This is a genomic window from Streptomyces sp. ADI96-02, assembly GCF_003846185.1.
GTDB lineage: Bacteria > Actinomycetota > Actinomycetes > Streptomycetales > Streptomycetaceae > Streptomyces.
This window is the reverse complement of sequence record NZ_ML123034.1, coordinates 6690814-6709069: the sequence shown is the minus strand read 5'-3', so window position 1 is coordinate 6709069 and position 18256 is coordinate 6690814. Positions and strand designations below refer to the sequence as shown.

Annotated in this window: 17 protein-coding genes; 13 read left to right on the top strand and 4 right to left on the bottom strand. The window is 68.4% G+C overall.

The annotated features are described in order from the left end of the window. The coding region (locus EES43_RS29315) for a hypothetical protein (protein ID WP_164493313.1) at positions 1-672 on the top strand (672 nt) is incomplete at its 5' end. A 725-nt stretch (positions 673-1397) separates the two neighbouring features. On the opposite strand, the gene EES43_RS30905 is transcribed toward EES43_RS29315, so the two are convergent. After that, on the bottom strand, positions 1398-1571 hold the full coding sequence (locus tag EES43_RS30905; RefSeq protein WP_164493312.1) for a hypothetical protein: 174 nt from the start codon (positions 1569-1571) through the stop codon (positions 1398-1400). Between the two features lie 407 nt (positions 1572-1978). Further along, complete coding sequence (locus tag EES43_RS29310) at positions 1979-3331, bottom strand: hypothetical protein (protein ID WP_241192575.1); 1353 nt, start codon at positions 3329-3331, stop codon at positions 1979-1981. A 1711-nt stretch (positions 3332-5042) separates the two neighbouring features. Between EES43_RS29310 and EES43_RS29305 the strand changes: the two genes are divergently transcribed. The 11 genes from EES43_RS29305 (at position 5043) to EES43_RS29255 (ending at position 15957) form a co-directional block, all read left to right on the top strand. Further along, on the top strand, positions 5043-5633 hold the full coding sequence (locus EES43_RS29305) for a zinc metalloprotease (RefSeq protein ID WP_124271571.1): 591 nt from the start codon (positions 5043-5045) through the stop codon (positions 5631-5633). 2 nt (positions 5634-5635) lie between these two features. Beyond that, on the top strand, positions 5636-6184 hold the full coding sequence (locus tag EES43_RS29300) for a hypothetical protein (RefSeq protein ID WP_124271570.1): 549 nt from the start codon (positions 5636-5638) through the stop codon (positions 6182-6184). A 451-nt stretch (positions 6185-6635) separates the two neighbouring features. Further along, positions 6636-7244: a hypothetical protein gene (locus tag EES43_RS29295; protein ID WP_124271569.1), complete on the top strand. Its 609-nt coding sequence runs from the start codon at positions 6636-6638 to the stop codon at positions 7242-7244. Between the two features lie 316 nt (positions 7245-7560). Beyond that, the gene (locus EES43_RS29290) at positions 7561-8115 is read left to right on the top strand and encodes an SPDY domain-containing protein (protein ID WP_346774366.1); all 555 of its coding nucleotides are present in this window, start codon (positions 7561-7563) and stop codon (positions 8113-8115) included. A gap of 386 nt (positions 8116-8501) precedes the next feature. Continuing rightward, a complete protein-coding gene (locus tag EES43_RS29285) occupies positions 8502-9770 on the top strand; it encodes a tetratricopeptide repeat protein (RefSeq protein WP_241192574.1) in 1269 nt (422 codons plus the stop codon). Then, complete coding sequence (locus tag EES43_RS29280; RefSeq protein ID WP_206430151.1) at positions 9767-11428, top strand: nickel/cobalt transporter; 1662 nt, start codon at positions 9767-9769, stop codon at positions 11426-11428. The genes EES43_RS29285 and EES43_RS29280 overlap by 4 nt, the downstream gene beginning before the upstream one ends. A 178-nt stretch (positions 11429-11606) precedes the next feature. After that, positions 11607-12308 carry a hypothetical protein gene (locus EES43_RS29275; protein WP_124271568.1) on the top strand — a complete coding sequence of 234 codons (702 nt, stop codon included), beginning with the start codon at positions 11607-11609 and terminating at the stop codon, positions 12306-12308. Between the two features lie 26 nt (positions 12309-12334). Continuing rightward, positions 12335-12571 carry a hypothetical protein gene (locus tag EES43_RS29270; protein ID WP_124271567.1) on the top strand — a complete coding sequence of 79 codons (237 nt, stop codon included), beginning with the start codon at positions 12335-12337 and terminating at the stop codon, positions 12569-12571. Between the two features lie 233 nt (positions 12572-12804). Beyond that, positions 12805-13311, top strand: a complete 507-nt coding sequence (locus tag EES43_RS29265; RefSeq protein ID WP_124271566.1) for a hypothetical protein — start codon at positions 12805-12807, stop codon at positions 13309-13311. Between the two features lie 271 nt (positions 13312-13582). Then, positions 13583-15232, top strand: coding sequence for a DUF4331 domain-containing protein (locus tag EES43_RS29260; protein WP_206430150.1), 1650 nt, complete (start codon positions 13583-13585; stop codon positions 15230-15232). Continuing rightward, the gene (locus tag EES43_RS29255; protein ID WP_346774344.1) at positions 15229-15957 is read left to right on the top strand and encodes a class F sortase; all 729 of its coding nucleotides are present in this window, start codon (positions 15229-15231) and stop codon (positions 15955-15957) included. The genes EES43_RS29260 and EES43_RS29255 overlap by 4 nt, the downstream gene beginning before the upstream one ends. 107 nt (positions 15958-16064) lie before the next feature. On the opposite strand, the gene EES43_RS29250 is transcribed toward EES43_RS29255, so the two are convergent. Both EES43_RS29250 and EES43_RS29245 read right to left on the bottom strand, forming a co-directional pair. Further along, positions 16065-16478 carry a hypothetical protein gene (locus tag EES43_RS29250; RefSeq protein WP_124271563.1) on the bottom strand — a complete coding sequence of 138 codons (414 nt, stop codon included), beginning with the start codon at positions 16476-16478 and terminating at the stop codon, positions 16065-16067. After that, a complete protein-coding gene (locus EES43_RS29245; protein ID WP_124271562.1) occupies positions 16447-17154 on the bottom strand; it encodes a thioredoxin domain-containing protein in 708 nt (235 codons plus the stop codon). Before EES43_RS29245 ends, EES43_RS29250 begins: the two co-directional genes overlap by 32 nt. On the opposite strand from EES43_RS29245, the gene EES43_RS31635 reads away from it, so the two are divergent. Then, positions 17147-17701: a cytochrome c biogenesis CcdA family protein gene (locus EES43_RS31635; protein ID WP_346774343.1), complete on the top strand. Its 555-nt coding sequence runs from the start codon at positions 17147-17149 to the stop codon at positions 17699-17701. The genes EES43_RS29245 and EES43_RS31635 overlap by 8 nt on opposite strands. Positions 17702-18256 lie beyond the last annotated feature (555 nt).

Here is an 18256-nt window from a genome sequence, read left to right as displayed (position 1 = left end):
ACCGCCGCCGCCACCGACCAGATCTGGGCGCATGCCACCGGCGAAGGATTCCTCCCCGACGACGTCCGCACCGGATTCGACATCGCCGCCCTCGCCGGAGGCATCACCGGAGCCGGCGTCGCCGGAGGAATCGCCGGCAGGAAAATATCTGAAATAGCAAAGAAGACGACTGAAAGAGCCCGGAAAATGCGAAAAATTCAGGAAAAGATAAATTTCGACGAATACCATAAAAACAGGGCGCTGGCCGCAGCGAAAAAGGAACACTACACGAAGGTGCCTGTCGGGAATTTTCTGCGTGGGGAGGGGGTCGACGACTCTGTAGTTATTGAATATCGAATGAAATCTCGGAAATACGATGCATTCTCAAAACAGGACCGATCTATGCATTATGTTACCGAACTGAGGGGGCACAATAATAGATACTTTGCGGTAGGAGGAGATATCAAAATGATAAACGGAGAGGCCAGGAGGGTGCCGTGGCAGCAGGCACGGATGTTCCAATTCCCCGAGCGCGAATTCGTGATCATGAAGCGCTTCGACTCTCCGGCGCGGGTGATCAGCAGTAGGTATGACGAGGCGGGCTGGACGACGAACCCTGATTCGCTGCTCGACGCTTATATGAACCAGGGTGAATTCTACTACAGCGTCAGCGACTTCTACTCCTGGAACTGAATGGTCGCTTCTCACCCGTTTCGGCGCGCCTTTTCCGAACAGCGAGCCTCTTTCATCCTGTGCTGGAGGGTGAAATGAGCTGGCCAGAGGGGTTCTACCTTCTTGATCGGGTTGATCGAGCCATTCATAGGGTTGGGTCACCCAGGCACACTGGGTGTGGCTTGCCCGGTCGGGCTGGTCGGACAGTTTCAGGACGACAGGGGTTGGGCGTTCGGGCGACGCTGATGCGGTCCGTCGCCCGGATCCCCTGAACCTGTCCGCAACTGACGCGCCGCGCACCCCCTTTCCGAGGTGCGCGGCGCGCACGGCCCCCGGAGGCTTCGACCATAAGAGCTCGTAACACGATCATGAGTGGGCCTTCTTGAGGCGTCGGTAGCAGATGAGGCTGCAGGCGAGGGAGACGAAGGCGTCGTGGAGTTCGGTGCGGCCTGCCGCGCCGCCTCTGTGGGGAAACCCGCTCCTTTCGAGGGGCACAAGGAGATCTCGGAACTTGTCCTGACCGCACGGTCCAGCGCAGCGGAGCGCCCGGCACGCTTCCAGAAGAATTCGGCAGGTCGGGCCCATGGCGCAATTCGCAGCATCTGCTGAACAGATCGGGACGCGTCAATTCCCATGGGTCGCGCGTTCGGGCAGCAGCCAGGGAACCTCGGCCCATACAGGCCCTCTCGCTCTCCGCCCGGCAACAGATCCCATTACCGTCCTGAAGACGATCATCGGCGAGCCGCTCAATGGGGCGGGGCCAGGCTCATCGCCAGCTCGTCGACGAGCGTGGCGAGCCGATCCAGTTGGTGCCCCCGGTCGGGCGGTACCCACAAGGGGCTGTTGGACCTCGGCGCCGAGTACGCCGCCATCAGGGTCGTTCGTACGGTGGCGCGCTCCACCTTGACACCCTCAACCACGACCGCTCCACGACGTGTGGGGCGAAGGCGGACGGGATGGAAGCAGGTGAGAGTGGTGGGTGGAGGACCATGGGCCAGCTGGGCCCGCCTTGGGCCGCCCGGTCGTCCCCGAGGTGGACAGCACCAGCGCGGCCCGTCCTGATCCGCCCGTACCGCCCCGGTCCGCGCGTCCGGGGGTGTGCCCGTGCCTGCCGGCCGGTACGGGTGCAGGAAGAGCCGGGAGAAGTCCAGCACCGAGGTGGCGGCAGCGTCACCGACGACCACCCGGTGGAACGGTGCGGGAAGCTCTGGGGGCGACCTGCGCCAGGACCTCGACGTGCGGATACCCCTCCCACTTCTGCGGCACCGCACACGCCTGACCACCGGTGACCGTGAAGGCATGCCCCCCTCATCGACGAAGCAGGCTCCTAATCCCTGACCTTCAGGAAGCGCATCCGGGTTGCGCCATTGCTGTCGGTGCCACCGGCCTCGGCGTCGGAGATCTTGCCGCCGGTGAGGACGAACATCAGGTGCAGGCGGACCGTCCGTGGGCCGGAGGCGACCGTGTACTCGCTCATGATGTGTGTGGTTCCACCATGCTGCTCCTGCCTCGCCGCGTTGATCGCCGCGATCTGGGTGAAGCTGGTCAGGAGGGTGTCCGTGGTCTCGTCCCGGAGCCAGCCGATGATGTAGCCGCTGCCGCCGGTGGCGGAACCGAGCGCGTACCGTACGTCGCTGTCGATGTGGTAGACGCCGGCTTCCGGGAGCACGATGTCGGACTCGGGGATCGGCACGTCGGTACCGACCCGGGCAAGGAGGTTGGCGTGCTGCCGCTCGGTGTTGAGGAAGGCGCTCACCGGCGTGAGGCGGGCGCCGATCTCCCACCGTTCGGGGCAGCCGGGCGTCCCGGTGACGTCGATGTCCACCGACCGTTGGTTACTGGTGTTGCCTCCAGGAGCGATACCCGTGACGTCGATCCGCGGCACGAGCAGACCACCGGTCGTGTGCCGTGCGGCATTGCACGGGGACGGGTCCAGAACAGGAGTGTCGGGCGCGTACAGACACCCGTCGCTGCCGCGGGTGATGGCGTTGCTCCGGTCGGTGGAGATGCACGGAGGACGGGCGGTGGTGCAACCGTCCTGGCAGGAGGAGATCGGGATGACCGGCGGGGTGGGGGCGTAGGGGCGGGACGAGCCGTCGAGGGTGTCGGTCGTGCAGGTGACCGCGCCGTCGCAGTCGCGGCAGGTCGTACGCAGGAACGGCCTGCCACAACCTGGGGCGGACGCCTGGACGGTGAGGGCGAAACTGTCGACGGTCCACTGTTTGGGGCCGACTTGGCAGGCGTCGTCGTTGCCTGTCTCCAGGTTGAGCTCGACAACGATCTTTCCGGCGAGGACGTCCGCGAGGGGCACGGTGGTCGGCGGGATGACGCCGCCGTCGTCACCGCCCGCCGACAGATCGGGCGGGCCCAGGAGATCGGTGCGGATCGGGATCGTGCCGTTCCACAGGGCGAAGCGTCCGTAGAGCCGGCACGCCGCGGCCGGACCTTCGTTGTGCACATGCACTGAGGCGCTGATCGTGACGCTGGTGGGGTCGCCGCGCAGTGACGCGGGGTCGATGTGCACGACGCCGGCGAGCCAGGTGTGCTGCCCGTTGTGCGTCCCGTCGTCGGCCGGGAACGTGCCCGTGCCGCTGTTCAGGATGGTCTGTGCCACGACAGGGTCCAGTGCGGCGTGGGTGTTGGCGATGGTGTAGTACGGCGTCGGGTCGGTGCTGGCCACGGTCGCTGCGACTCGGTACGGCGCGGAGTCACGCAGCGGAGTCGTCTCGCAACGCTCGCACCGCTTGGAACCGGCACAGGTAACGGGTGGGCAGGCCGGCTTGGCGGGCTGACAGTCGCCGATAGCCATCGGGGACTGCTCGCAGCCGCATCCACTCATGCGTCAACTCCACTTTTTCGTAGGGGTTTTGGCAGCGGCGGCCGGCTCCCCCTGCCCGGTAACGCCAGTTCGAGCCCGCAGGGGGCTCGTCGCCGAAACGGATAGAAGCGAAAGGCAGGCGCGTTGAGTGATACCGGTGAGCCCGAAGGCGGCAGATCGATCAGGGGGTGGAAGAAGACCGTGCGTCGGCTGACCGCCGGGGTGTGGCTGACATGACGTCGATCGTCATCCAGCTACGTGGTCCCACAGCCGGTCATGTCCTTGGAGTGGGCAACAGAAGCGGCCGTATCGGCCTCACTTCGGAGTTCTGCTGCCGGTACAGGGCGGGCCACGCCGGGCGTCCAGTATAGAAATGGCTGAGGCCCGGTATCACCTTCAGCGTTACCGTTCTTAATGTACTGTCCCGTGATCCGCCGAGCATTACCCCGTTAGGGTGACTGACTTCACCGGTCAAGGCGGCAGAGCGCCCGAATTTCCGCTGGCGGCGAGCGGGGGCAGCGGGCCGACCTGGCCCCGCTGCCCCCGGACCTCCATGCCGATACCGAAAGAAGCGACCCGAACTCCGCAAGCCGGCCTTGTCACAGATGCGTCCCCGCCGGTCCGGGCGACGTGGTCAAAACCGAGCGGGACGGACCGCTGCGTGAGGTGCCAGGAGGCGGCGGCGCTATGTCCGGTGCCGGCGGCATCCCGCCACCGGAAGAGGGCGGCGTTCTCGGCGTCGGTGAGTGAGTCGGAGTACGCAGGCCAGGGCCACGCGGCCGCAGCGTCGCGTTCCTGCGGGGTGAAGGGTTCGTGCGGCCGAAGGCCGGCGTCGCGCCGGGTCGCGGAGGAAGACGCTCATTGATCCAGGTGCCGCGGACCCAGGTGCGGTGCCTGATGAACGTGACGTCCTCGATGGCGTCGGGCCCGTAGACCGGGCCGGAGGGGCGGCCGTGCTCGTCGAGCAAGGGTCGTCCGTCGGCGTCGAGGAGGTGTCGGCGAGTGTTGAGTGTGTTGCGGGTGTTGCGGGTGAAGAACGCGCGCCGATGGTCCCGGTACACGAGCCGTGGTGGGTGCCAGCTCCAGCAGGTCGTGGTCCCGGTCATCGGCCAGCCGCAGGACTCCGTTCAACTGCCCGTCGGCGGACTCCAGGTCTTCTCCGGAGCAAGAAGCCGTGTCACCCCGACCCGATGCAGCAGCCGCCGCAGGATGCCCTCGTTGCTACGGCCCTCCGACTCCCTGGCTTCCTCAAGACGATGCACCTCGGCAACGTCCGCACGGCGCTCCTCGGCTCGCATCACGCACCAACGTGCCGTGTAGCACCAACGTGCCGTGTACCGGCACCGGAGCGACGGCGGGCGGTGTGAGGCAGGCTGCAATGCGGCGCGACGGGAGAATAGAGCTCACGGACGGCATCATCACTGAGCGGTGGGACCTTCCAGAAAAAACATGTGGTCCTTCACCCGTTCGAGGGGCACCGCTCCGGCCAGGGGCCTCCACATCACGCCAGACTGTGGCGCACCGGCTCCTACACCGGCCGAAGCGCCCCGCACAGCCCGTAGGATCACATACTGTGACACCGAACGCACAGGGAGTCTCGGCCGTCGTAGCTCTCGCGGTACCCCTGATCCTCATCCCCACGTTTCCCTCGGTCGTCGCGGACCAACTGAGCCGCGGTGCGGTGGCCGTGGCCCCGGCACCCTGCATCAGCGGCGAGCGCGAGCGCCGCGGTGAATCCGCCGTCGACGACGCAGAGATCCGCTGGACGGACGGAACCCGCTACGACGGGCCCCGCGAACACGCCCTCAAGGCATGGCAGTTCTCCGGAGCGAAGATCAAGCTGCGCCCCGACTCCGCCACCACCGTCAACGACCTTGAGTTCCGTGACTACGGGGGCGGCACCGGTGGCCGGGCGGCGGTGGCCCAGTACGTTCGCGACTCCGGCGTCGGCGCCACCGACTACGTCCGGTTCAACCGGGACAAGATGAGCGGTCGCGGCCGCGCCTTCATGAACTCGGCCGCCGCTCACGAGGTGGGTCACGCGCTCGGCCTGTGCCACAAGTCCGGCCGGGTCCTGTCGCTGATGTGGACGGACATCGCGTCACCGCCCATCACCTCCCCCCAGGCCGTCGACAAGGCCAACTACTCGAAGCTCTGGAGATAGTCATGCGCAAGCGGGCCTGGATCACCGCCGCGGCCGCCGGCCTCGTCCTCACGGCCACCACCGGCGCCTACCTCCTGACGAACGACGGCGACGTCACCGTCTCCTCGGTGTGCGCCCCGCCTGCCGGCACACCCGAGTACGTCGCCGCCTATGCCCCCACCGTCGTCATCGGCACCGTCACGGGCCCCACCCGCTACATCCCCGACGCCGACGACCCCAGCACCGGGGTGCAAGTCGCCACCCTCACCGTGGAGAAGACCCTCAAGGGCAGCTCCCAGAGCGACATGGACCTCTCTCAGGCCGTCTCCCGCACCGCCCAGGGCACCTACACCACCGCCGAACCTCTCTACCAGCCTCTGGTCACCGGGCAGCGCTACGCCGTCGCCGTGCTGGACCGGACCGAGAGCAGCGGACGGTGGGTCTGGGGCGCAGAACGCACCCCGGACGGCCAAACTGACGACCGGTGGGCGGCCGCCGTAGCCGCGAAGGCGGTCCTGCCGACCGCCGCCTGCGACGACACCCTCACCCTCACCTCCACTCCCGCGCCGTAGCAGGCGCGGCGTAAAAGCAGCAGGGTGGTGGGGCGCGCCTGGAGCCCTGTGCCGTCGCCTGCTCGGCGACTTAACGCCGAAGCCTCCGGCTCCGCGCGTCCCTGGAAGCGCTCGCCCTGTGGCGACAGTGGGGTGGAGCGGCCCCGGAGCGAGGGCGCAGCGCGCGGCCTCATAGGCTGCTCGGCACAGAGGGAGCATGCCGCATCGGGCGGATGTCCTGTGCGAATGTGAGGCAACGACCATGAGGCGTCGAGTTCCGAGTGTGGCGATGGCGTGCGTCGCCGCGGCATTGAGCAGCGGTTGTGCGCAGCAGACTTCGGAGAGCGAAGCCCAGGCCGCCGGGAATGGCTCGGCAGCCGCTGCCTCACCGTACGCCAACTACACGCAGGCGGTTCGGGCCGCCGTCCAGAAGACCCGTGAGACCAGCGCCCGTACGGTGATGAAGACCGAGATGGGGACCACCCCGGGCGAACCCACACACACGATCACGGCCAAGGGCGCCCACGACTTCGCGCGGAATTCGGGGACCGTCAACTCGAAGGTGGAGGACGTCGCCGAGTTCGATCTGGTCCTCACCCCCGAGCGGATCTACGTCCGTGGTACCGCCGGCACGGAAACGGTGCCCTGGTCCTATACCGGTCGCGCCGATGCCAAGGTCCAGCATGCTCTCCGAGCACCCGGGAACGACCCCGCCCACCTTCTTCGGCAGGCATCCATGAGCTCCGAGTACGACCGGTTCGGCACGGAGACAGTGGCGGGTACCGCGACGACCCGCTACCACGCTCCGCTCAGCCATAAGGCGCTCGTCCTCAACATGTCGAAGGAGATGCTGGGGAAGTCGGAGCAACTCCGCGACATGCTGGGCGGCGAGATTCCCGCGACCGCCGATGTGTGGGTCGACAAGCAGCAGCGGGCCGTGCAGATACGCCTGTCCATGAACATCCCGGGCGCGGTGTCCTCGACCACCACCCTCACGCTCACCGACCTCGGACGAGCGGTCAAGGTCACGGTTCCGACCGCCGAGGGCGCCCTCGATTCGGACGCTCCGCTCGCCGGATAAGCCTCCCCCTCACGGAACCTGCGCGCGTGGCAGCCGACCCCCTCTCCATGGGACGTAGTTCGCGGTTCGCCAGGTGGTGGGCGGCAGAGCACCCCGGGCGCCTTCGACCGCACTTCACCTCGGCGCGCGATCGGCGCCCGGGTTGAGGAGGCGCCTGCTCAAGGCCCGGTTGATCCGGGGGTCTCGGCCGCTGGCATAAGGCCGAATCCGGACGTACCCGGCCGCCACCAACACCCCGGTGCTGCAGGATCTCCTGATCCACCTCGCCGAGGGTGACGGCTGGGACACGGCCGTTGGCGCCCCGGTGGACGAGAAGATGGTCACCGCAGCCACTCAGCCGCTCACGGAGGCCGGATGGAAGCACGCCTTGAACGGGCACGGGATCCGCTGGACGTCCCCCGACGGGGACGCAGGGGTTCAGTTTGACCCACTGACCGCGCAGCACCCCCAGAACGCAGCCACCTGGACCATCCGAGCCGGTCCCGGTACGGACCGTCCCACCTGGGCCATCACCGCGTCCCCGCACATTCCGAGTTCGCTGCTGACGGGTCTCTCCGAGACTCCCACCCACCAGACCTGCACGCGCCAGGGGCAGCCGGGTCGCGAGCAGAAGACCCACTCGCCGCCGGTGCGCCGGCGACTCCGGCGGCCACCGCCTGCCGCCCCAGCAGCCGTTCACGCTGATCATCGGCCCGCACGAGGCGGGCACCATAACGCGGGATCGCCGATTGGCCAAACCGGCGATCCGGCGCACGATATACAGCAGCCCACCGCCACCCCTGTCCGGACGTCGAAAGGCTCCGCCCACGACCGCAGACACGAAACGCAGCTCGCCACAAGACTGGCCATCAACCCACCGACCCCACCTTGAAACCTCAGTAACAGGGCCTACTAGTTGAAGGATGGGCCCGGAGGGCTCGATCTTCCGGATCTGGAGCCGGTCGTGTGATCGTCCGTATCAGGTGCCGCTGAATGGCCGCGCCCGGCGGGCAGCGCCAGGACTCTCGTGATCTGGTAGCGCTGCGCACATGGACTGCTCACTACATGCTCTGGCGACCGGGGAGCCGGTCCGCTCGCATGCCCTTCCAGGCGACCGGGCGTCCGGTCACCTGGATGGATGTGTGAACCATAGCCTCTGCCCGGTGTTCACCGACTCCGGGCTCTTCCATTCCTGGACCGAGGGAGACTGTGACTCAGCGCCCGACCGCAGATGTGCGGCCCCGAAAAGCCGTGCGCCGATGGCGGCGCGGTCTGTCCGTGTCCGTAGGCCTGGGGGTGGGGCTTTTCGTCGCGGGAGCCCTCTGGCTCGGTCCGGGCGATACGGACCCCATCTCGGTGCGGGGGCCGTCGGCGGGACCGCCGAGAGGAAGTGTTCCCGCGCTCCTGGAGGACCTGCGCCGACTGCCCCGGAATCATGCCGGGTGGGCCCAGTTGGGCATGGCGTACGTGCAGGAGGGCCGCACGACCGCGGATCCCGCGCTGTACGCCAAGGCCGATTCCGCGCTTCGCAGGTCCCTGAAGGTCCAGCCGCGCGACAACTACCAGGCCGAGACGGCCATGGGGGCACTGGCCGCCGCGCGGCACGATTTCCGGACGGCTCTGGCCTGGGGGCGCAAGGCGGCTGCCACCAATCCGTCGAACGCGGCGGCACAGGGTGTTCTCGCCGACGCCTACACGCAGCTCGGCCGCTACGAGGAGTCGTACCGTGCTGTGCAGCGCATGACGGATCTGCGTCCCGACGTGTCCTCGCTGGCCCGCGCCTCCTACACCTGGGAGTTGCGGGGCGACATCGCTCAGGCGCGCACTCTCATGCGGCGTGCGCTGGAGAGCGCCGCGACGCCTGGGGACAAGGCGTTCGCCCGGCTCCATCTCGCCACCCTCGCGCAGGATGCGGGCGACGCGCGCACCGCGCTGCGGGAAGCCCAGGACGGTCTGAGTGCCGCTCCGGAAGACGCTCCGCTGCTGGAAGCACGGGCCCGCGCGCACGCGGCACTCGGCCACGACCAGCAGGCCGTGGCCGACTACACGGCAGCCGTCGAGATCGTTCCCCTGCCGCAGTACCTTCTCGGCCTGGGCGAGCTTCAGCAGTCCCTCGGCGACACCGAAGAAGCCAATGATCAGTACGAGGTCCTGCGCGCGCACGAGAAGGTGCGCGGAGCCTCCGGAGAGCCGGCCGACGTGGACGCGATCCTTTTCGAAGCCGACCACGGCGCAGCCCGACTGGCCGTCGGCATGGGCGCCGCCGCTGCCCGGGAACGGCCCTTTATCGCCGTGCAGGACGCTTACGCCTGGGCGCTGCACCGGGCCGGGCGGAACGCGGAGGCGCTGCGATACGCGGACCGCGCCCTGGACCTCGGCACGCCGAGCGCCCTGTTCCACTACCACCGGGCCATGATCCGCCTGGCCCTGGAGGATCCGTCAGCCCGCGAGGATCTCGCGCGGGCTCTGGCGATCGACCCACACTTCCACCCGTTGCACGCACCGCGCGCCCGTGCCGCGCTCAGCAGGATAGAAGGCACCTCATGAACACCACCTCCACCGCCTGCCGCCGGGCCTCGGCGGCTGGGGCTCTGCTGACTCTGACGCTCGCCGTCAGTGCGGCGAACGCCCCAGTCGCTGCCGCGCATCCACTGGGGAACTTCACGGTCAATCACCACACCGGTCTCACCCTCCACCAGGACCGCATCGATGTCCGTCTCGTCGTCGACCGGGCCGAAATCGCCGCCGCACAGGAACGCCCCGGTGTAGACCGCAATGGCCGGGGAGGCATCGACGCGGCCGAGGCACGCGCCTACGCACGTACGGCTTGCGCCTCGGCGGCAGACCGGTTGCGGGTGAGCACCGGCGAGAAGCCCCTGCGCTTCGGCGTCCGAAGTTCCGCCTTCTCCTACCACCCCGGTGAAGCGGGCCTGCAGACCAGCCGCCTCCATTGCGAACTCACCGCCGAAGCGGATCTGCGGCGGCCTTCGAACGTGAGCGTCCAGACCTCGTACGACAGCCGGAGGATCGGCTGGCAGGAGATCACCGCGCGGGGGCGGGGCGTCACCCTCGATTCGGGTGACGTACCTGCTGTCTCGGCCACCGACGAGCTTCGCCGCTACCCGGCCGATCCGCTGACACCCCGTCTGAACCAGCGTTCCGCCACCCTACGCACCGAGCCGGGCGGATCCGGCGGGGCGTCGGCGGCATCCGCCGCGTTGCCCGGCGGGGAGTTCGTTCCCGGCCCGTTCGCGGCCGCACTGGGCAAGGTCTCCGGCACCTTCGACTCGCTGGTCGGAGCGCGCGAACTCACCATCCCGGTCGGGCTCCTGGCACTCCTGCTGGCCGTCGTTCTCGGCGCATCGCACGCGGCCATGCCCGGACACGGCAAGACCATCATGGCCGCCTACCTCGCCGGCCGGCGCGGCACACCCCGAGACGCGGTGACCGTCGGCGCGACCGTCACCCTCACCCACACCGCGGGAGTCCTCGTACTGGGCCTCGCGCTGCCCATCGCAACGACACTCGCGGGTGAAACCGTGCTGGCCTCGCTGGGACTGGCCAGCGGCCTGCTGGTGACAGGAATCGGACTGTGGCTGCTGCGCGCCGCGGTACAAGACAGGCCCGCACACGGCCACCACCATGGCCACGGCCATCATCACAGTCCTGGCCATCATCACCAAGACCACGAGCACGCCGCCTCACAACACGGCTCGACTCCGGCTCCGGCTCCGGCTCCGACCGGTGATGATGCCTCGCCGGTCGCGGTCCTGACCACAGTTCAGGCCGAGCCGCATCATCACACGCACGCCAGCCACGGTCACGCCCACGGTTCCGTTGCGAATCACTCGCACCCCGCCCCCGCCGCCGGACGCGGCGGGCTCGTGGGCATGGGTATCGCGGGCGGTCTCGTACCCAGTCCTTCCGCACTCGTCGTCCTGCTCGGAGCGGTAGCCCTGGGCCGTACGGCGTTCGGAGTCCTTCTGGTCATCGGTTACGGACTCGGTATGGCCGGTACGCTCACGCTGGCCGGCCTGCTGCTCGTCCGGTTGCGCGACCGCATCGACCTCGCTGCGCGCACTTCGGCGGCTGCCCGTTGGAAGAGGCTGCGGAGGCTGGCACGCTGGGGCCCGGTGGCGACATCGGGACTCGTACTGGCGGTCGGGCTGGGCCTGGTGCTGCGCGCCGCTGCCGGACCCTGGTGACAGGGCTTCGGGAAGGCGACAGACCCTCTCCCCGGCGCTGCCGCCTTCGGCGTGCCCCCCTGCTCGTGGACCCTGCGGTATGCGACCGATGTCGCGTGGGTACGAATAGGGCCCTGCCGGAAGTTCGGGTCCTACGGGCGGTGCAGCCGGTATCCGCTCGCCGGAATGGAGGGGGCGGATGGGTGTGGAAGAGGGGCGCGGGATCCTGGCGTTGATGGGTTCGGGTGAGACCAGTCCGACCATGGTCACCTTGCACCGTGAGCTGGCCGCCCATAGAGGGGGCGACCGTGACGCGGTGATCCTGGAAACGCCGTACGGATTTCAGGTCAACAGGGATGACATCTCCACTCGTGCGCGGGAGTATTTTCGAAAGTCCGTCGGGCTCACCACCGAGGTCGCGCCGGACGCGGACTCCTCCTCCATCGGCACGGCCGACAATGAGGGTGACCGGATCCGTGACCGGGTGCGCAGGGCGAGCTGGGTGTTCTCGGGCCCCGGCAGTCCCTCTTACGCACTGGAGCGCTGGCACACCCAGCGACTCGGGGAGATCCTGTGCGAACGGGTCGCACGGCGGCACGGTGTGACGGTGATGGCTTCCGCGGCGGCCTGTACGGTGGGCTTCGCGGCGCTGCCCGTATACGAGGTGTACAAGGCAGGACACCCGCCCGTCTGGCTGGACGGTCTGAACCTCCTCGGGACACTGGGTCTTCCGGTCGCGGTGGTTCCTCAGATCTGGTGGGTGGCAGAGGGGCGAGCGGCGCCCTCCCTGTTCTGCATCGTTCCGCCAGCACCGATCAGGGCTCCTCCGACCTTCCGCCTACGGGTGGCACGACCACTCTCCAGGAGGCCGTCGCGGCGTCGGAAGCACGATTCGGCGTAGCCAGGGACGCATGTGACGCCCGGGCCATGGCCGAGGCGATGGTGGAGCTCGAAACCGTGATCGCGGCCTGGAGCGCGGACATGGAGGAGGACCAGGGCGGGGAGTGGGCCCGCACGGTGCTGCACGGAATGATCCATCTGCTCGCCCGGCAGGCCCGGCGCGGCATGGCGGAACCGGAGCACACCCTCGCGCGGATTCTCGGCCCGCTGCTGGACCCTTCGCAGCCGCCTGCGCGCGGGCGGCGACTGGGACCTGGCCGATGAGCTGCGCGATGCCCTTGCTGCCGGCGGGATACGTCTGCACGACACCCGGGACGGCACCGAATGGCGCCGGCACGAGCGAAGTGACGGCACGCGGGGTCCCATTCGCATCCAAGAGTAGAGCGCCACCCTCCCTCATGCCCGAATTGCGCAATTACTCATACATTGCAATAAGGTAGGCAGGACGAAAGCCCCCTGATCACCGGCCCGTCCCGCCGACGCTGGAGTCATGCGCGATGACGATCACCCCTTGCGACGCACCCGATGCAGCATCGCCTCCGGTGTGCGTCGAAGCGCTCATTCTGCGACACGAGCCGATCAGAGGCTTGGCCTACCGCCGGCTGATGAGGGGGCTGGGCACGAACATCAGCCCCGACCGAAGCGCCAGGCTCCTGGCCCGCCTGCATGACGGTGACGAGCGACACCTGGTGCATTCCACCAGTTGGCGCGCCGCCGGTGACGGGCGGATCGTCCTGACCTACCTCGTGCACCCGGACCCCGACCAGGAAAGCCCCGCGACCCCGCTACCGAATCCGCCCGTGATCGCCCGCTCTCCCAGCCCGGGCACCCCCTCTCCGCCAGGTCTGGCGATCGGGCACGTGGCGTCCCACGCGGTCCGGCACCTCGCGTTTCTGGGACGCACCGATCCCGTCGTCGCCGCACATCTCGCCGCCTGGCCCGGCACCCGGCGCGCCCTCGAAGGGATGCCCGGCATGGCGGCAGGTGAGCTCCCGCGGTGCTGAGGGCCCGGACGAAGACCCACTCGGTTCCACTGCCGGACCTGGCGGATGAGGCCCCGTTCGGCCCCGCTGTCGTTGCGAGCCCCTACGCCTCATGGTGACCTGATGACAACCCGACGTCACATTATGGGATTCATTCCGCGCTGATCGTCGCTCGGAGCGACCAATCGCGGCCCGTGTGGCGCTGGGAAGCCTCAGCTCCCAGCCGCCCCGCCAGGACTCCCGAGGGCAAGCGGCTCTCACCGGAAACGGACCACCCATGCATTCTCCCCGCATGCTCCGTCGACGCTCTGCTTCCCACCCGGCCGAGCGCGCGCTCGCCGCCACCGGCGCGCTGGCCCTGTTGACCGCCGCAGCGGTCACCGGCCTCGCTCCCGCCTCCAGCTCGGCCTCCAGCCACCGTGAGGCGCCGATGATCGCCGGAGACCCGAGGGCCGACAACACCGACGTCTACGCCTTCACCAGTCCGGACAAGCCCGACACCGTCACCCTGGTGGCGAACTGGATTCCGTTCCAGGAGCCCAACGGCGGACCGAACTTCTACCCGTTCGCCCAGGACGCCCGCTACAACATCAAGATCGACGCGAACGGCAACGGCAAGCCGGACACGACGTACACGTGGGAGTTCACCGACCACGTCCGCGACGGCGCCGACCAGTTCCTCTACAACACGGGGGTCGTGAAGTCGGTGAACGACGAGGCCCTGAACTTCCGGCAGACCTACAGCCTGAAGGCCACCGACAGCAGCGGAAAGACCAAAACGCTCCTCAAGGACTCCCCCGTCGCACCCTCGAACGTCGGCAAGGCGTCGATGCCCGACTACGCATCCCTGCGCAAGGAGGCCGTGGTTCCGCTGCCGGGCGGAGGGACAGCCTTCGCCGGCCAGGCGTCCGACCCGTTCTTCCTGGACTTGAGGATCTTCGACCTCCTGTACGGGGGCGACCTTTCGGAGACCGGTCACAACACGCTGGCCGGCTACAACATCAACACCCTTGCCGTCCAGGTGCCCAAGTCGACTCTGGCGCTCAAGGGCGACGCCAAGCGCAACCCGGTCATCGGCGTATGGTCCACCACCGACCGCCGAGGAGCGAACATCACGGGCACGGACAGCAAGGGCGACGAGGACGCGAAGGCGGTGGACGCACCGGGGGCACCCGCCGAGGACGGAAACACCGACGACTGGCGGCAGGTCTCCCGCCTCGGGAACCCGCTCGTCAACGAAGTCGTAGTGCCCCTGAAGTACAAGGACGCCTTCAACGCGCTCAGCCCGGAGAAGGACGCCACCGTCACCCCGGTCGTCGACAAGGTCAAGGACCCCATCGTCCCCAAGCTCATCCAGAACATCTACAAGCTCCCCGCCCCCGCCATCCCGCGCAACGACCTCGTCGAGATCTTTCTCACCGGGATCTGCAAGGAGTGCGGCCCCATCAAGGCGGACCTCAACTCGCAGCGCCTCAACCAGGACGTCGACAAGGCCGCGGTCGTCCCCTCGGAAATGCTGCGCCTGAACATGTCCGTCCCGCCCGCCGCCAAGCCCAACCGCCTCGGCGTCCTCGGCAAGGACCTGGCAGGCTTCCCCAACGGCCGCCGCCTCAACGACGACGTCGTCGACATCGAGCTCCAGGCCCTCGAAGGCGCAGCGCAGACCGGCAAGATCGTGCCCGCCCTGGCCGCCGGTGACGCCGTCGACACCCCCTACCGCGAGCCCGGCGACGTCTTCCCCTACGTGGCGCTCCCCAACACCGCGGCCGTCAACCAGGCCGACTCACTCCACCCCGACGGCGGCGTGGGCGCCGGCCTCGGCGGCCTCGCCTCCGGCGACGGCTTCCCCGTCGTGCCCGTCACCACCCTGGGCGGCGGGGCTCTCCTGGCCATTGCCGGAGTGCTCGCCCTGCGCCGACGACGCGGCGCCGGCCAGGGATGAAGAGCCCGTTCTTCTCCGGTCGTCCGACCGGCCGCGGGCGGGTCGGACGACCGAGCCGACGCACAGGCATAAGCCGCCCGCGGCCGAGGCGAATACCCGGAACGCGGAGAACCGCAGGAGCGGCTTCTCTTGCCGTTGGGGTAGCTCTGGCCTGCGTCGGCGTCTCAGCCCTGGAAACCGGCCCGGAGCAGGCACCGGTACGAATAGACAGAGGCAGTATGCCGGTTCACCGGGGATCCGCTGAAGCTGCCGCCTCCGGCAACCAGACGCCTGCACGTCCTGTCCGCATCCGCATACCCGCCCTTGGGCTTGACCAGCCCCTGATCAGCCTGCGAGTCCAGCAGGACGGCCGCCTCGGAGTTCCCGACGAACCCGAACGCATAGGGTGGTGGAGTGACGGTCCTCGGCCCGGGGGCCCTGGTGCGACGATCGTCGTCGGCCACGTCGACTCGGCAACCGGCCCCGGAGCCTTCCACGGTCTCTCCACGCTGGACCCGGGCGACAAGGTCACACTGGTGCGCGACGACGGGTCCACGATCGCCTTCACGATCCGGGCGCTTCGCCAGTACGAGAAGGACGCCTTCCCCGACAGCCAGGTCTATGCGACCGGCGGGCCGTCCGCCCTGCACCTGATCACCTGCTCGGGCGCCTACGACCGAAGCCGCGGCGAATACCGGGACAACCTCGTCGTCTATGCCACCCCCGGCGGCGCGAAGCTGCCATGAGGGATGTACGGCGAGAACGGTGCCGGATCCTCCCCTGCCGCAGCATCAACTCGGCACGCCCTCCGGGGGTGCGGGGCCGGACCAGGATCGGACTCATGCGTTCCGGACTATCCGAAGGTGAAGGCGTACGCTTGTAGGCCCTCGTCGAGGCGCAGTTCGAGGTGTGCGTTGCGCGCGCTCCTGTCATCCGTCAGGCGGTACAGCGTGGGCGATCCGGAAACGTCGATCGTCCTGGTGGTCTCGCCGTTCACGAAGACGGTGACTTTTCCGGTGCCGGCGAGAACAAGGTTGGCGTTCTTAGCGCGGTAGGCGAAAGCGAGGCGAGCATCCGGGCCTGCGACGAAGTGCTCGTAGCCGGCGGTCCAGGTACCGTCCAGGGAGAGCTTGTCGAGCGGCAGCGAGCCCTGGGGGAAGCTGTAGGCAGTGGGCTTGTCGTCCACCAGGGGAGTGCCGACGCAGCCGCGGATGCGCAGGTTGCTCAGGTAGGCCTCAGGAGTCCGGTCGGCGGTCAGGTCGTCCATGGTGCGGCCTGTCGGCTCGGGGAGGCTGACGGTGGAGTCTGCTTGCCTGAGCACCGCCCGGATCATCTTCTCGGTCTGGTCGTACTGGCCTTCGCCGAACTTGAAGTAGCGGACGGTGCCGTTGGCGTTGACGAGGTACTTGGCAGGCCAGAAGCGGTTGCGGTAGTTGTCCCAGGTGGTGAGGTCGTTGTCGAGGGCGACGGGCCAGGGTCACACCGAGCTTCTTGGCGCCGGAAATGACATTGCCGCGCTTCTTCTCGAAGGCCAACTCGGGCGAGGGCACGCCGACGATGCGCAGTCCGGCGTCACGGGAGGCGCGGTCCCAGTCCCGTAGATGCGGCACTGCCCGCTGACAGTTGATGCAGGAGTAGGTCCAGAAGTCGACCAGGCTGACTTTGCCGCGCAGGCCCTTGTGGTCGACGGGCTCGTTGTCGGGGGTGTTGAACCAGGAGTCGATGCCTTCGAGCGGCGGAGCCTGTCCGCACGAGCGCAGTTCGTCGACGCCGTCCTCGCAGCGGGAGGGCTCTTTGTTGGAGTCGTCGTAGAGGCCGGAGAGGTGCTGGCGCGCAGCTTCGCTGTCCTCGATCTTCTTCTGAACGCCGGAGGTGCAGTCCGGGAGGGATCGCTGGGTCGCGGCAGTGACGTCGAACGCGAGCCCCAGGGCGAGAATGATCATCAGAGATCCGGCCAGGATCCGGAGTCCCCGTGCGCGTTTACGGAACAGGCGCTGCGGAATGCGGGCGAAGGGCTTCTCCAGCAGGCTTTCGACGGCAGGCAGCGCCTTCGCCCTGGGCCTGGGACTCGGACTCGGCCTGCTGTACGTCCCGTGCGCCGGTCCCGTCCTCGCCGCGATCACCGTTGCAGGGGTCCGGGGCGAGATCAGCGCTGACATCGTGGTTCTGACGCTGTCCTTCGCCCTCGGCACCGCTGTACCTCTGTTGGTGTTCGCTCTCGCGGGACGCCGGGTCGCCGACCGGGTCGCCGCGGGCGGGAAGATCAGGCCGAGCCCGGTGAGGACCAGCAGCCACGAGGCCCGCGACCACTGCGTACGGACGACGGTTAGGGGGACTGGACGCTCTGCCCTCAGACGCGGGAGTGTCCGATCTCGGTCCCCTTGCCGCAGGCCGGGGCCACGGGCCATGGTCGCCCGTGCCGCCTGCCAGGAACACCACCGGCAGGACGGGCAGGATGCAGGGCGACACCGCGGTGATCAGCCCTCCTGACACATGCGATCTCGGCTACGGGCGCTGGCCGGGAGCGGGGAACTGACACCGAACAAAGCCTCGATTGACGTGGAGTTCCATCCGAGCGGACGGGAGCCGGGCCCGCAGCTGTCCGGCCTACGCGCGGAAATCGGCCGACCCGTCTTTCGGGGCGAACCAACGTCGCTATGCGGGTGCGGGCCCGCCGGTCCTCAGCCTCCGGCAGGGCCCATCTGCCGGGCAGGGAGAGCCCCCAGGGCCCCCACCTCCGGTGTGCGAAGAAGCCACCGGCCTCAGGCGTCCAGGAGCCCCGAAGCTTCGCCGCCGGACTCCCTGCGTCGGTCCGACCCCTGATCCGGAGCCGCACTCCCTCGAAGTGCCGGTTCCGCACGCGTCGAAGCACCTCCTCCGAAAGGCAACGGACACGTGCGCTGGATTCGTTCTCTTGTGCGGCATATTCAGGCGATGGCTAGGCCGATGGAGTCAATTCCTCGCGCTGCGACCGGTCCGACCGATCCAGTGGGGGGCCAGTCTCGAATCAAGGGTGCCGAAGCGCGCACAGAAGCGGGAGTCGGC